Source organism: Tessaracoccus sp. OH4464_COT-324 (assembly GCF_003932855.1).
Taxonomy (GTDB): Bacteria; Actinomycetota; Actinomycetes; order Propionibacteriales; family Propionibacteriaceae; genus Arachnia.
In genome coordinates this window covers 1-14,945 of sequence record NZ_RQYZ01000015.1, presented here as the reverse complement: position 1 = coordinate 14,945, position 14,945 = coordinate 1, and the positions used below count along the sequence as shown (strand labels likewise).

At 69.2% G+C, this 14,945-nt stretch carries 11 protein-coding genes; 2 read left to right on the top strand and 9 right to left on the bottom strand.

Annotated features, from left to right (window positions below; translation table 11 throughout):
• Positions 1–2: 2 nt before the first annotated feature.
• The 5 genes from EII42_RS08760 to EII42_RS08740 all read right to left on the bottom strand — a co-directional run bounded on the left by EII42_RS08760 (position 3) and on the right by EII42_RS08740 (position 10,429).
• Positions 3–2,642, bottom strand: a complete 2,640-nt coding sequence (locus EII42_RS08760) for a hypothetical protein (RefSeq protein ID WP_125171746.1) — start codon at positions 2,640–2,642, stop codon at positions 3–5.
• On the bottom strand, positions 2,626–6,099 hold the full coding sequence (locus EII42_RS08755; RefSeq protein WP_125171745.1) for a tubulin-like doman-containing protein: 3,474 nt from the start codon (positions 6,097–6,099) through the stop codon (positions 2,626–2,628). The genes EII42_RS08760 and EII42_RS08755 overlap by 17 nt, the downstream gene beginning before the upstream one ends.
• A 23-nt stretch (positions 6,100–6,122) precedes the next feature.
• Positions 6,123–8,984: a hypothetical protein gene (locus EII42_RS08750; RefSeq protein WP_125171744.1), complete on the bottom strand. Its 2,862-nt coding sequence runs from the start codon at positions 8,982–8,984 to the stop codon at positions 6,123–6,125.
• A complete protein-coding gene (locus EII42_RS08745; RefSeq protein ID WP_125171743.1) occupies positions 8,981–9,397 on the bottom strand; it encodes a hypothetical protein in 417 nt (138 codons plus the stop codon). Before EII42_RS08745 ends, EII42_RS08750 begins: the two co-directional genes overlap by 4 nt.
• 69 nt (positions 9,398–9,466) lie before the next feature.
• The gene (locus tag EII42_RS08740) at positions 9,467–10,429 is read right to left on the bottom strand and encodes a rhomboid family intramembrane serine protease (RefSeq protein ID WP_233558331.1); all 963 of its coding nucleotides are present in this window, start codon (positions 10,427–10,429) and stop codon (positions 9,467–9,469) included.
• Here EII42_RS08740 and EII42_RS08735 point away from each other — a divergent pair.
• The gene (locus EII42_RS08735; protein ID WP_125171742.1) at positions 10,428–11,645 is read left to right on the top strand and encodes a YibE/F family protein; all 1,218 of its coding nucleotides are present in this window, start codon (positions 10,428–10,430) and stop codon (positions 11,643–11,645) included. The genes EII42_RS08740 and EII42_RS08735 overlap by 2 nt on opposite strands.
• On the opposite strand, the gene EII42_RS08730 is transcribed toward EII42_RS08735, so the two are convergent.
• The 3 genes from EII42_RS08730 to EII42_RS08720 are packed head-to-tail and all read right to left on the bottom strand — an operon-like array spanning position 11,642 to position 12,569.
• Positions 11,642–11,917 (bottom strand): hypothetical protein, encoded by a 276-nt coding sequence (locus tag EII42_RS08730; RefSeq protein WP_125171741.1) that lies wholly within the window; start codon positions 11,915–11,917, stop codon positions 11,642–11,644. The two genes, EII42_RS08735 and EII42_RS08730, sit on opposite strands and share 4 nt — an antisense overlap.
• Complete coding sequence (locus tag EII42_RS08725) at positions 11,899–12,258, bottom strand: multidrug efflux SMR transporter (RefSeq protein WP_125171740.1); 360 nt, start codon at positions 12,256–12,258, stop codon at positions 11,899–11,901. The genes EII42_RS08730 and EII42_RS08725 overlap by 19 nt, the downstream gene beginning before the upstream one ends.
• Positions 12,255–12,569 (bottom strand): multidrug efflux SMR transporter, encoded by a 315-nt coding sequence (locus EII42_RS08720; RefSeq protein WP_199729842.1) that lies wholly within the window; start codon positions 12,567–12,569, stop codon positions 12,255–12,257. Before EII42_RS08720 ends, EII42_RS08725 begins: the two co-directional genes overlap by 4 nt.
• Positions 12,570–12,646: 77 nt before the next feature.
• Here EII42_RS08720 and EII42_RS08715 point away from each other — a divergent pair, with 77 nt between their 5' ends.
• Positions 12,647–14,299: a DUF885 domain-containing protein gene (locus EII42_RS08715; protein ID WP_125171738.1), complete on the top strand. Its 1,653-nt coding sequence runs from the start codon at positions 12,647–12,649 to the stop codon at positions 14,297–14,299.
• A gap of 35 nt (positions 14,300–14,334) precedes the next feature.
• Here the strand turns inward: EII42_RS08715 and EII42_RS12955 are convergent.
• The coding region (locus EII42_RS12955; protein ID WP_158676460.1) for a hypothetical protein at positions 14,335–14,945 on the bottom strand (611 nt) is incomplete at its 5' end.

Genomic DNA, 14,945 nt, shown 5'->3' with positions numbered 1-14,945 from the left:
TCCTACACGAAGTCGCCGGTCTCGTGGATTTCCGGCGTGTAGCCTGCGACGATCGGCGTGCCCGCGTACTGCGTGACCATGAAGTCGCCGCCCAGCTGCACCACCACGATCGCCTGATCCAGCCCGAACATGTCGTTCTGCGGAAGGTTCTGCCGCACCTGGCGCACGTCCAGCTCGCTGGAGTCCTTCGCGAACAGCCCCGGCTGGAACGAGTCCACGGCAACCTCCGTCTCCAGCCCCGCGATGAACTCCTCCCGGTTCACCTCCCGCGCCTGGCCGGTGGCGGAATCACACACCTGAACCCGCGTGAGCAGCTGGTTGAGCGCCGCGGAGTTCTCCACCGTGAGGCCGGTCACGCGCTGGCGCATTCCGTCCGAGACTGGGCGCTGACGCGCCACCCTCGCCAGCTCCCGGCTCCAGCGGCTCAGCACCGGCTCGCCCTCGATCACCGGGTCTTGGCTCAGCATCGCGAGCCGATCCGGCGCAAGCTGCTGCTCCAGGGTGCCCAGCCCGGGCAGCGGCGTCTCCTGGAACTCTCGCCACGGATCCGTCAGCCAGCCCGCAGTGAAGAGGCGGCTGCGGCAGTTGGCCGCCACGGCGTCGGTGGCGTCCTCGTCGGACTTCGCCACCCCGATGCCGATGTTCAGCGGCAGGCCTTGCCCGACGGAGATCGTCTTGTCCGTGTGCTGCTGCGGGTAGCCGTAGGGTGCGTGCACGAACGCGCCGAAGACGCGAGCCCAGTCGAGGTACTGCCGGTAGCCGCGCGAGATGCGGCGCAGATCCTCCAGGGCCTCGATCCGGTGCTGTTTGGCGTCGCTCAACTCGGTGTCCGCCGCCCTGCGGCGGTTCAGCACCTCGAACACCCGGCGCGACGAACTCATGTGGTTCACCGCGCCCACGACCAGCCATGACAGGCCCGCCGCGAAGATTCCGACGATGAGCCACGGCCAAGCGAAAACGCCCAGCACCATGAGGGCCACCAGGATCGCCACCACGGACAGGGTCACGGCGCTCAGCACCGAAACCTTCATGACCATGTTGTCCTCGATGTCAGCCGTCTGATCCACCTCGGGTGGTCGGGAGCTGAGCTGCTCGATCCTGCCGTCGAGCTCATCCAGCTCCTGGATGACGCTGCGGTGCGCGTCGGCCAGCCGGCCACCCACGAAACCCGAGTACGAGGCGCGCGCGGCCTCCGCCCACTGGCGCAACCGGTTGCGCTCGTTGCTGATCTCCTGCGCCAGGTGCGGCTGGTTTCGGGAAAGCACCTCGAAACGCTCGAAGAGCCGCCCCACCTCGATGTCGTCGCCGGGCTGGATCTCCCAGTTGGGCAGGAAGGCCGCCAGCGAAGCCGGCAGCTTGAACACATTCGTCGGATCGGGGGCGACGCGCGCGGTCGTCGCGATGATCGAGCGCTGCTGGCCCGAGCGGATCGGGGGCAGGTGCTCCACCCGCTCCCCCGCATCCAGCAGGGTCAGCCCGCCTGCCGCGTAGTCGCTCCACAGCTGCCTGAGCTGCGGGATCGGCGCGAGCGTCGGCTGCGCCCCGTCGCCGCCCTGGTCCTGCATGGAGCGGGTGATCACCGAGTCGAGAGACTGCTCGTAATCAGTCCACGACGCGGACGAGCCGTCCGCCCGAACGCCGCCCACCACCACCGCGTAACTGGAATCCGAGCCGCCGTAGACCATGTTCTGCACGCCCTGCGCGACCGCCCGGTTGGCCGCCCGGACGATCTCCGTCGGCACACGGCGCAGCGAGTCGCCGACGAAGCGCAGGAACTGCCCCACCGCCGCCCACGCGCTGATATCCGACGGCGGCTTCGGCGGGGTGGCGTGACGCACCCTGGGCATCATGTACGAGTGCTTCTCGAACAGGCGCTCGGCCATCTCGACGGCGCGCGGCACCTCGTCGTCGACCATGCTGGAGAGCCGGCGATCGTAGTACGGCGCCGGGTAGCGCTCATCCACCGACACCAGCCTGGAACTCAGTTCCTGCTGCACGGAGCCCGACGACAGCGACCGGCTGAACACCCTGACCGGGGTGAGCAGCTCGCCCGCTGGCGGCTGCCGGAGGTCGAACGGTGCCTTCCGCTGCCCGGGCCACAGGCCGAGGATGCCGGCCAGCGACCCCGCCACCAGCATGTGCCAGGCCGGGTTGGCGAGGCTGGCTGCCAGCGGAGTGGCGGAGCGGCCGGGCGCCTCCGACTGTTCCGGCGCCAGCGCGAGGTTGTGCCAGCCAATCATCACCAGCGAACGCGACTGCCACTGCGAGTTTGGGCTGCCGACTGTGAGGCTGATGAGCACCGTCGGAGCCCCCGGCAGCGACTCACGCAGCAGCGACTGCAACGCGATCGCCTGGTCACGCAGTGCTCGGGTGTCTTCCTCATCGACGCAGCCCACGATGCACAGCCGCACCCGCGCCACGCGCAACCCGCTCAGCTCCTGCCGGATCGACACCCCGCGGCAGCCCGCCTGTGAGAGGGAGAAAGCGGGCACCGTGTCCTGTTGGGGTTGGAGGGAGTCGAGATCCACGATCCGGCACGGGCTCACGACACCCTGCAGCACCCAGTCGCGCAGTATGCCCTGCAGCGCGACCGCCAGCGGGCGCCTCGCTGCGATGACGACGTAGTCAGACCCAGACATCATCGCCGGCACCCGTTGAATCGTCCTGCTTGGCCGCCTGGATCATGTCGCGCAACAGCTCAAGGGCAGGCATCGCGTAGGGGGCCAGCTCGGCCATCAGACCCAGCTCGCGCACCTTGGCCAGCGGCAAATCCAGCTGGTAGGCCCGGATGTTGTCGTCGCGGATGACGCCGTCGTCGGCCTGGCCCCACTGCTGCGCATACAGCAGCCGCAGCCCTTCCACCCACTTCAGCGCCGCCTCGGCGCGCGCGACTCCGAGCGCCCCCTCGCCGGCTTCGGCTCTCGTCAGCACCGGGCTGGGCCCGTCGCACGGCAGCCGGTCGCCGTCGATCTGCATCGGGCGGTCGTAGAAAGCGGCCCTGAGCAGCTCCACGCCCTGGAGCGAGTCGACGTCGCCCGAGTGCGCGTTGGAGTCCGCGGTGTCCACGAGTCGGCGCAGCGCATCGTAGGGGGTGAGCGGCGTCAGGTCGGCGTCACCCACGCAGCGCACGAACGCCCAGGCGTGGCTCATCAGCACGGCCGGCAGCACGTCGTGCGGGGTGCGCACCTGGGTGTCCTCGCTGGTCAGGAGGTCACCGAAGTCTGCCCAGCCGTCGGGGGTGGCGACGGAGGCCTTGCCGGTCGCGTCCTGCCGGACGAGGCCGACGAGTCGGCCCAGGTACCAGCCGGAGATGACGCGGATCAGCTCGTCGGGCGACATCGCGACCGCAGCGGCGAGCGGGCGGGTGCGTTTCCACTGCCATAGGTTGCGCTGGGCGATCAGCGGTGCCTTCGCCCACCGCGATTGGATGGGCTCCAGCAGCGACGTAAAGCACAGCGGGGATACTTTCTGGTAGGAGCCGAAGATGTTGACCTTGCCCGCGTTGGAGATGGCCCCCACCAGGGAATCCTCGAAGTTCTCGACGCTGGTCGGGTCGAGCGTGGGGTTGCCGCGCAGGCGCTGCAGCACGTTCTGGCTGACCGGGTGCTCGGTGCCGATCGGGATGTCGGAGAAGGAGTAGACGAACTTGATGTCGGTGCCGTGCAGCCGCGTTGCCATGTTGACATCGATGCCCACCACGGGCTTCGCCTTCTCCATCGCCTCCAACAGCTTCGTCGCGAACGACTCCTGACGCTGCTGGCGGTCAATCACGTTCACCTGGGGGTCGTCCAGGTAGTCAGAGATCGACTGGCCCGCGAACGCGGCAAACACATCGCCCTTCGCGCTCAGGCGGGCCTGGGCGCGATGCAGGAGGTCGGCGTGGGTCATAAGCAGCGAATAGTTCGGTTTCGCCTCGGGGGTAGGCTGCCCGTCCGCAGCCCGCCACGGCAGCGCCTGCGGTCGCCAGTGGCTGATCTGCTTCAGCACGTCGTGGTTCTGTTTGGCCCCGGTGGTCTCCCACTCACCGCGGGTGGCCTCGAACCGGATCTTCGCCAGCGCCGCCTGGTAGCCGAGCTGGCCCTGCGTGGAGGCGACGACGTCGCTGTGGAACTGGTTCGGGAAATCGTTCGCGGTGGTGAGCAGCACCTCGTTCTCCGCGTGGTTGAACCGCAACGGCACGCGATCGCTCTCGTCGGGCCAGTCGGCGAACACCTCCGAATGCAGCTGTGCCAGGCCCGCGCCCGAGGAGGTCTTCGCGCGCTCCACCTCCAGCAGGTGCAGGGAGTCGTTGGCGGCCCGCTCCAGCGCGCCGAGCACGTCGATCGCGTAGCAGCGCAGCACCTCGGCTGCGATGCGCGCGCCTTCGAGGCGTTGCACCCGCTCCAGGGAGTTCGACAGCGAGCGCACCACCATCTGCCCGATCGGGTGGGTCATGTCGACGATCCTCTTGCCCAGGGACTGCGCCTGCATCGCCACCGTCGGGTCGATGCCCAGCGGATCCAGGCCGTCGGCGGAGGCACCCGCCTGGGCCAGTTCCCCGATGATCTGGTCCACCCGCATGCGCAGCCTGCTCATCAGCTCGCGCGCGTAGGGCAGTCCGAAATGGCCGGCGACGCGCAGGAACTCGGCGCGGGTCGCGGCCTCCAGCTGCTCCGACCATCCCTCGGCCCAGGCGTAGGCGTTGCGCCGGGCGTGGTTGCGCGACTGCTCACGCAGCTGGCCCAGCGACAGCGCGACCGTGCTCAGCCACTGCGCGGCGGGCGCTGACCCCGAGTTCGTGATCGTCGCGAAGGCCGGGCCGCCCGCCTCGCGGGCCATCGCCTCCCACACCGGCTGCTGGAAGGCCATCGTCTGGAACCAGTCGGAGACGGCCTGATCGTTCTGCGGCAGGCCGACGAAGCTGAGCGAGGCGCCGATCTGGTTGTCCATCAGCTGGCGCAGCTGGTCGTTGCCGGGCAGCTGGCTCGTCGGGTTGATGTGGCCCGCGACGAGGTGCTCCGAGGCGCTGCGGGCCAGCCGCTGGGCGGCGTAATCGAGGTAGCGGTCACGGCCCAGGGACAGGCTGGCGAAGCCCAGGGAGCCGAACGGCAGCGCCAGCGGGTCGATCCGCCACCCGAACTTCTGGTTCAGGCTGGTCAACGGGTTGGGGTTGCCCAGCATGAAGTCGAGGTACTGCCGTGACGCCCGCTCGGAGAGCATGGTGCCCGCCAGCGCGCGGGCGATGCCGCGATACACCGACTCCTGGGAGCCGTCGCCGAAGTAGGCGCCCGAGCCCCCGATCTTGGAGCCGATCGGGAACACACGCGCAAAGGGCGGGGTGTTGGTGTTCACCGGGATGCCCAGCGACGTGTACGTGGCGACGTCGAATCCCTCGGCCGTGCGGGCGATCGCGGCGATGATCTCCGGCAGCGCGGCCATCGCGTTGCCTTCGATGTTCGACCGCTTTCCCTCGTCGAGTTGCGCGAACACGTCGGCGGTGTAGAGGAAGCAGCCGATGTTCTGGCTCTTGACGCCCGGCAGCGTGCCGAGCAGCCGCGCCACGTCGAGGAACATCGACGCGCCCGAGCCGCCGGCCATCGAGCCCACGACGATCGGGATGATGACCTCGCTCGACTGCTCGTGCACCGGGATCTGTCCCCACGCCCCGGGCGCCACCGACTTGGCCTGCGCCCGCACCAGAGTCTCGCGCAGCTGGCTCAGCCTCGGCAGGGTCAGCATGCGCCCGACGGCGCGGTACTGGCCGGCGCCGGAGGTCACAGGGATGGTGTTCGCGGCGGCGGGGTTGCGCGGCGCCCAGCCGACCAGCCCGACGTAGTTGCGCCCTTTGTTCGACAGCTGCGCCTCCACGGTGTTAGCCGTCTGCAGGAAGGAGTTGGACGGGGAGGAGAAGGACACATAGTGCCCGCCCATGTCCTGGATGCTGCCCAGCGGCTCGGGCCCCTTGTCGGGGTCGACGGGAACGTCGATGTGCACGAACTGCCAGGCGTCGGGCAACTCGGAAATCCCGCGCGCCCGAAGATCGGCACGGAGCTGGTCGATGAGCAGCCGCAGCGTGGTGCCGCCCGAGCCGCCACAGCCAACTAGTAGGAATCTACGCACTGTCTTGCTTCCTTAACTTGTCATCACCATCCGCCGCCGAGCGGGGGATGCGGGTTTGAGTTGCCGTTCCAATTCTGCCCACCGGGCGGCTGCTGCGGCTGGGCGGGGCCACCCCAGCCGGGCTGCTGCGGCTGGTTCGGTGGCGCGCCCCAGCCGGGTTGCTGCGGCTGAGCCGGGCCGCCCCACCCAGGCTGGGTGGGCTGAATCTGCGTCTGCATCCCGTCCCACCCGCTTTGGGCGGGGGGCTGGGCTGGCGGCGCGCCCCAGCCGGACTGTGTCGGGGTCGTCGGCGGCGCGTCCCAGCCGCCGGCGCTCGGCGCACTCGGCGGGGTGCTCCACCCGCCGGAGCCGCCCCCGGGGCCGGAAGGGCCGGCTCCCCACGGATCTGGTGCGCCCGGCTCCGGCGGCAGCCCCGAGCGCAGTTTCGCGACGGCGTCGCGCAGGTTGCTGCGCACGTCCGCCTCCAGCTCCTTCAGGCCGGGGGCCCCGGCACTAGTGAAGACCGTGACGGTCACGTCGCCGCTGTGTGGGCGTTCCGGGTCGAGCGCCACCGTCCAGTTGCCCTGCACCGCCAACGGGAGCCGCGCCCGATCGCCGATGCTCGACATGATGGTCCGGCCCCCGGCCGCCCGGCCGGGTTGATCCACCACGACGTATCCCGGCTCGGTGGGCGCCAGGCCCATCTTTGCCCGCAGCATGACGCCCGCGATGTCCACGCGCCGACGCCCGTTGACGAGGTGGCGGATCTGCATCTGCGAGACGTCCAGGCCGAGCCCGGCGTCGGCGAAGGATCCGCCCTCCGTCACCTGCCCGCGCACCTGCTGCGCGAATAGCGACTGCCCGGGGATGCCGGCGTTGACGTACTTGACGACGTAGAGCAGGAGCACCGGGATCAGCACGCCCAGCAGGGTGAGCCCGACGAGGGTGCTCCACAGCACCGGCTGCGACGCGGGCCGGCTCATTTGCAGCTCGAAGGAGAGCGGCACGGCGATGGGTTCGCCGTTGGTCTCGGAGGTCAACCAAACCTTGGCTTCTCCCACGAGCGCCCCGTTGCCCACCGCGCCCGGGTTGAGTGTCAGCTCCAGGCCCGAGGCGGAGCAAGTCTCCTTCGATTGGGCCGGGGTGGTGAGCCGCGGCGAGGTCACCTCGGCGGGGAAACCAGTGAACTGGACATCGGGATCCAGCCACGCGCACCCGCTGCCGTTTAGCGGCAGCGTCCTGGTGATCGGATCGGGGGATTCCGTGGCGCCGAAATCGACGCGGTCCGCGATCGTCGGGTATTCGCCGGGGGGCTGCACCTGGAAAAGCAAGGACGAGTCGACGGGCTCCAGCTTGGTGCCGGGCACCTTCCGGCCATCGCCCTCCCAATCGCGGGTGCGCACCTCCAGCCGAAGGTTGATTCGGGCGGCCCCCGGCTCAAGCAGCTTCGGCTCAAGCTTCAGGGGCTTAGCCAGCTCCCGGACCTGCAGCTTGCTGGCCAGCTCGGTGGTCTTGCCGTCGCTGGTGACGAGCATCGCGCTGAGCGTCGAGCCCTCCGAGAGGATGGCGGGATCCACCTGGTCCCCCACGTGGTTGTGCAGGGAGATCCGCAAGTCGACGGGATCGCCACCCGACTGCACGCTGAGCGTATCGAATCCCTCCACAACTGGACGGACGTCGCCAATCAGTTTGAGCAGCGACTTGGCCGTCTCTTCGGTCTGCTTCGGGCTGACGAAGACGAGCCCCCACGGCCCCACCCACTCGGGCGCCTTGCCGTCGCGCTCCATCCGAATCGACGTGGTGAGCGCGGTCATGCGCTGCCATTTGATGACAGCCCCGCTGGTCTTCGCTTCCCCGGAGTCCCCTTCAAGTTTCAGCAGTTCACCGGTGCGGGTCTGCAACAGCACCCGGTCGCCCTCCTTGGGCACCGTGGCGATGGCGTCCACCCCGCCGATGGAATCGTCGAGGACGAAATCCCGGGTACCCTCCGCGCACGGCTCCTCACCCTCCGTGCACAGTCCAGTCTCCACCGGGGGCTCCGGGTTGCTCATCGTGCCCTGCTGGAAGGCGAAAATCAGGTCGTCGATGTTGGAGGCCATCACGAACTGGCCCGGCGGCGGGTCCGTCTTCTCCCCGCACTGCATGCCCTCGCCGGAGGTGAACCCCCGCATCAGGTTGAAGGTGTCCGCGTTTCCGTCCGGCGCCAGCCCGATGCCCAGGCTGACAATCTCCAGGCTGCGCAGCTGATCCGCGACGCCGCCGGGCCGGCAGAGGTCGGTGATGCCCATGTCCATGGCCTCACGCACCGCCTCCAGGGTGTCCAGCTTGTTGTCGGGAGCGTAGGGCTTGGCCCCGCCCAGCGATTCGAAGTTCTCCGGGCTGATCCGCACGGGCACGTCGAACTGGCCATCAGAAAACCACACCAACAGCGCACAGCCCTTGCCGCCGCCCAGTTCGCTGGCCAGCTCGCGGCGCGCGCCGTCGGCGGCCATCCAGTAGTCGGTGTCCTGCCCGGTGTTGCGCTGGGCATAGGATGCGATGTCCGCCTGCACCTGCGGCAAGCTCCCCGCGTTAAGCTCGGTCCAGTCGAGGGTCTTCTCGTAGCCGATGTCGAAGCCGCTGACCGCGATCCGAATCGTCGACTCTTTCTGCTCCCCCAGCGTGCGCGCCAGGCCGCCGACAAAATGGTTGGCCGCCGTCACCCGGGCGGCCTGGGGATCGGTGACCCGCAGTGAGCCGGAGCGGTCCATCAGCAGCAGCACCCGGCCCTGCCCGCCGCCGCGCACACACGCGCTGAACCGGCCCACCGGCGAGGTCGGCGCGGTGTCGTCGGCCGCCGCGGGAGGCAGGACCGGCAGCAGGAAGAAAGCGGCCAGGAAAATCCCGACGATCGTCCTCAGCTTCATGTCCAGGTCCCCCTCGCAACGTCATTTGCCACCAGCCAGGCCGCGAAACCCACGGCCACCAGGGCAAGCAGAACGGCCAACCGCCGGCCCCAGTCGGCCAAGCCGGATGGCGCGTACCAGCCGGATTCCCGCCGCTTCATGTCAGCGGCGTTGTACACACCCACCATCGAGATCGCCAGCGGGCCGGCGAGAACCCAGGCCACCAGGCCCATCGTCGCGCCCTTGAGCGCCAGGGCCATCACCAGCCCGGCGAGGGAGAGCACCAAACTCAGCGCCAGCCACACCAGCGGCGGCTTCTGCGGCTCTACGTACTCGATGACGTGCTGATCCGCCACGTACTGCGCACCGGGGCTGCGCTGGTCCACCCGTGGGGCGCTGGCACCCCAGCCTCCATTCGACCCGCTTTCAGTCATGCTTAGACTGTAGCGGACCCGTGCGTCCATCTCCCCAAGGTTCAAGGCCCGCTGTGCCCGACGCCGGACTCACCAGAAACGCAGCAGCGCGGTGGCGGCGATGGCGCCTAGGACGGCCACCGTCGCCAGCGCCGTGAAAACCCACTCCAGCCTCCGCAGCCTCCTGGGCAGATAAACCAGCAGAGCCGTAACCGCGATCCCGCCGAGCAGACCACCCAGGTGGCCCTGCCAGGACACGTTCGGCACCACGAAAGTGATGACGGCGTTCAGGCCGAGCCAGAACAGCACCGCCTTCGGGTTGTGCCCCTGCTTGAGCGTGATCACGAGCACCGCACCCATCATCCCGAACAGCGACCCGGAGGCCCCCAACGTGAGCGTGTGCGGCTCCGAGAAGGCCACCACCACGGCGCTCGCGGTGAGCGCGGAGAACAGGTACACCGCGAGGAAGCGCCAGCGTCCCATCATCCGTTCGAGCTGCGGGCCGAGAACGAACAGCGCCATCATGTTGAAGCCGATGTGCCACAGCTCGACGTGCGAGAACGCGCTGGTCAGCGGCTGCCAGAACGCGCCTGTGGCGACGCCGGGCACCCAATGGAACCCCGCCTCAACGCACGCGGCGGCATCTGCCAGCAGCAGCGTCTCCGCGTCGACGACGCACGCCCCCTCCGGCGTCAGCGCCAGCCACTGGATCAGCGGGCTGCGCGACCAGCCGGAGACCAGGATGGCCAACCAGACGGCCACGTTGAGCCCGATCAGCGCGAGCGACGTGGCCTGATTCGCTTCGAACCGACGAACCCGCACCCTGGGTTGCGGCGCGTTGCGCACGCACTCCGGGCAGTGGAAACCGACCGAGCCCTGGATCATGCAGTCCGGGCAGATCGGCCGGTCGCAGCGCTGGCAGACGATGCGGGCGGTGCGTGACGCGTGTCGGTAGCAGGTGTTTTCCATCGCCGCCCAGTATGCCAGCCGACGACCCGCCCGGCGGTCGCGCCGCCGCTGGCTTGTTGGGGCGAAACAGTAGTGTGCTGGCATGGGTCATTCACACTCAGCTCCACAGGTCGAGGTAGGGGTGCTCGCCAAGCGGGTGCTCGTCGGGTTCCTGGGCGCGCTGGCCGTTGTGACGGTCGCGGGCCTGCTCTGGCTCTGGCCGACATCCAGCGAAATCCAGGCGGGGATCAGGAAGATCCCCGCTGCTGAGGGTGTGGTCGAGACCACCGGCACCATCGTCGGGATCGAGGGGAAGTGCGTGAACCAGTTCTCGCCCGACGTGGGCGAGCTCGACTGCCTCACCCTCACCGTGACCGTGGCCGGCGGCCCGGACGCCGGTGAGCAGGCCAGCTTCGAGGTGGCCGGGCCGCCCTCGCACGCCGGGCTGAAGGTGGGCGACACCGTCGAGATCACCCGAATGAACACCCCGGACGGCACGATCTACGTCTACAAGGGCATCAACCGCATCCCCGTGTTCATCGTGTTGGGCCTGCTGTTCGTGGCGACGGTGGTGGCCGTCGCGCGGTGGAAGGGCCTGTTCGCGCTGCTGGGGTTGGCGGTAGCGGGCGGCGTGCTCGTCGCGTTCATCATCCCCGCGATCCTGTTGGGCAAACCCGGGGTGCTGGTAGCGCTGGTCGGCTCCACCGCGATCATGTTCGTGGTGCTCTACGTGGCGCATGGCGTATCGATCCGAACATCGACGGCGCTGGCCGGCACCATGCTGGGGCTGGCGGTCACCGCCGGGCTGGGGGCCGCGAGCGTCGCGGCGGCCAGGCTGACCGGGTTCGCCGACGAGACCGAGTGGGATCTGCTGCAGCTCGCACCCAACCTGGACTTCAAGGAGCTGCTGATCGCGGCGATCATCATCGGCGGCCTGGGTGTGCTCAACGACACGACGATCACCCAGTCGTCGGCGGTGTTCGAGCTGCGCGCGGCCGCCCCGCACATGCGCCGCCGCGACATCTTCGCCTCCGGCATGCGCATCGGCCGCGACCACATCGCCTCCACCATCTACACCATCGTGTTCGCCTACGCGGGCAGCGCCCTCGTGGTGGTGATGGTGGTGTTCTTCACCACGGACTCGTGGGCCAACCTGCTCAACCGCGAGCTGTTCGCCAGCGAGATCGTCCGCACCCTGGGCTCGGCCATCGGCCTGATCCTGTCGGTGCCGATCACCACCGGCATAGCCGCGCTGACCGTCGGGCCCGCGAAGAACCACCCCGCAGCGGCGGCCGTCGAGCCGGAGCCGGAGCCGGCCTAGCAGACTTCCCAGCCGTCTAGGTCCACCGCCAGCCGGATCGCGTCGCGGATGCGCGGCCCGTGGTCGGTCCAGCTGTGTTCCTCGGCCAGCCACACCCGCACCCCGCCGTCGGCCACCTCGACCCGGGTCAGCACCCCGTACTGGAGGAGCGGCCCGACGGTGCCCGGCGCCGCCAACACCTCGCCCTTCGCCAGGTGCGCCACGTCGGTGACGAACAGCGCCGCCCGCGGCTCGCCCGCCACCGGGTTGGGCGTCACCTCTCGTTTCGGCATTGCTCTCCTCCACCATCCGGGCCCGGGCTCAGCGCTTTGAGCCCGACGACACACCCGACGATACCCAGCAACAGTGCCGCCTTGGTAAAGCTCAGCTGTTCCCGGCCGGCCGCGACGGCGTAGCCCACCGTGAGCACCGTGCCGACGCTCGTCCACACCGCGTAGGCGGTGCCTGTCGGGATCGAGCGCATCGCCACCGCGAGCCCGTAGGTGGAGGCGGCCGTCGCGACGACGAACAGGAGGCTGGGCCAAAGCCTGGTCAGGCCGGCGCTCGCTGCCAGCGCGCTCGCCCACACCGCCTCCAGGCACGCGCTGGCCAGCAGGATCGCCCACGCCCTCACGTCGCCACCTTCAGCCCGACGACGCACCCCACCACCGCGACGATCAACCCGAGCCGGGCGAGGCTGGCCGGCTCCTCGCCGCGCCACATCGCCACCCCGACGGTGAGCGCCGCCCCGATGCTCGTCCACGCCGCGTAGGCGGTGCCCGTCGGGATCGTCAGCAGCGCGTACCCGAGGCCAGCCAGCGACGCCGGGGCCGCCAGTGCGAAGACGAGCGCGGGGATGCGGCGGCGGAACCCGTCGGACATGCTGAGCGCTGTGGCCCAGACCGCCTCCAGCGCGCCCGAGAGCACCAGCACCAACCAGTCCACTTTTTCCTCCTCGGGCCTCATCCTCCCATGCCCGACGGCTGGCGCGGCGCGCCCCGGGTAACCGCTAGGTTGGTGGCATGACTCGCGAAAAGACTCCGCTTGATGCCGTGGCCGACGGCTACGTCGCCAAACTCGCAGACCTCGACCCGATAGCCGCCACGTCGATCGGCCTGCCCGGACACGATCACCTGCTCACCGACTATTCCCCCGACGGCCACGCCGCCCGCGCCGAGCTGGATCGCGCGACGCTGGCCGCCGTGGACGCCACCGCGGACGTGGACGATGTGGACCGCGTCACCCGCGCGGCGATGCGCGAGCGGCTGGGGTTGCAGCTTGAGCTGCACGAGGCGGGCGAGACACTGGCGGCGCTGAATAACATTTCCTCCCCGCTGCAGGCGCTGCGCGACGTGTTCGACCTGATGCCCACCGCAACCGTCGAGCAGTGGGAGGTGATCGCCGAGCGGATGCGCCGCGTGCCGGAGGCCGCCGACGGCTACCTCGCCTCGCTGCGCGCGGCCACGGTGCGACCCGCCAAGCGCCAGTTCGACATTTGCGCGGAGCAAACCGATAACTATGCGCGCCCCGACGGGTTCTGGGCTTCCTTCGCCGCCGGGGCCCGCCCCGAGGAGGGGGAGCTGCCGGGCGGATTGCGCGACGAGTTGGCCGCCGCCGCGGAGTCGGCGCGCGCCGCGTTCGGCCTGCTGGCCGAGGGGCTGCGCGAGCTGCGCCCGAGCGGCGCCGACGCCGATGCCGTCGGCCGCGAGCGCTACGCGCGTTTCTCCCGGCTCTTCTTGGGCGCGGGGGTGGATTTCGACGAGACGTACCGCTGGGGGCAGGAGGAGCTGGCCCGGATCGTCGCGGAGCAGGGCCAGGTGGCCGAGCGGATCGGCGGGCCGGGCACCACCGTCGAGGCGGCGATCGAGCTGCTGAACAATGATCCCGCGCGCAAGCTCGTGGGGGTGGATGCCCTGCAGCATTGGATGCAGGCCACCTCCGACGCGGCCATCGAGGAGCTGGGCCGGGAGCACTTCGACATCCCGGAGCCGGTGCGCAGGCTGGAGTGCTGCATCGCCCCCACCGCTACGGGCGGCATCTACTACACGGGGCCGAGCGACGACTTCTCCCGCCCCGGCCGCATGTGGTGGTCGGTGCCGGAGGGGGTGAGCGAGTTCACCACCTGGCTGGAGAAGACCACCGTGTATCACGAGGGTGTGCCGGGCCATCACCTGCAACTGGCGCAGGCCGTTTACCGTTCGGATCTGCTCAATTCGTGGCGACGCAACGTGTGCTGGGTGTCCGGGCACGGCGAGGGCTGGGCGCTGTACGCGGAGCGGCTGATGCATTCGCTGGGCTATCTCGACGAGCCGGGCGACTACCTCGGCATGCTCGACGGCCAGCGGATGCGCGCGGCCCGCGTGGTGCTGGATATCGGCTTCCATCTTGGCCTGCCGCACCCGGACGGGGGCGAGTGGAGCTACGAGCGCGCGTGGGATTTCCTGAAGGCGAACGCGGGGGCCGGCGACGACTTCCTGCGCTTCGAGCTGCACCGTTACCTGGGTTGGCCGGGGCAGGCCCCGTCCTACAAGATCGGTCAGCGCCTGTGGGAACAGATCCGCGATGAGTTGTCGGCGCGCGAGGGCGCCGCCTTCGATCTGAAGGCGTTCCACCGTCGGGCTCTCGACGTGGGTTCGGTTGGCCTCGACGTGTTGCGTTCGGCGTTGCTTGGCTGAGTGCTGGGGGCGGCATTCTGCCGCCCCCAGCTCGTTCAGCGGCCGGGGACTCCGGTGGCGGAATCGACGGCGTCCTGCGACGAGTCGAGCGCGCTGTCGTGGTGCTTGTAGCCCTCCCACAGTTCGCCCACTCCGCCGGGCATCCTGAAGGGCGCCCCCACCCCGCTCAGGACGGGGTTTATCGCTGTTTTCGTGCCAAACGTGGCGGCCTGCTGCTTGGCGAAATGCATGAGAGATTCCTTGAATGTGGCGAACTTTTGCTTGCCTTTGACCAGCTCCCGCAGAGCTTTCAGCTCGTCCGAAATATCCCGAAGCCATCCGGCGAGCCTCTCCATGAACTCGGCAAGTTTGATCAGCACCTTGGCCATTCGGTCAACCACTCGCTTCACCTTGGCCAAGGTGCTCAAACCTTTCGCCAGGACCGCTGCCACCTGTGCGGCCATGGATAGGCCGAAGGTGAAGATGGCCAGAACAGCGGACACCACGGAGGTGTTGATCAAGAACTCGATCAGCGATTTGAACAGGTCGATGATGGTGTTGGCCACCTCGACGCACGTCTCCGCCGCGGAACGCAACACCTCCTGAGTCTTCGCAATCGCGGGAGCAATCTTCGACAGACTCTCCTGGATCCGACCCACCGTCACCA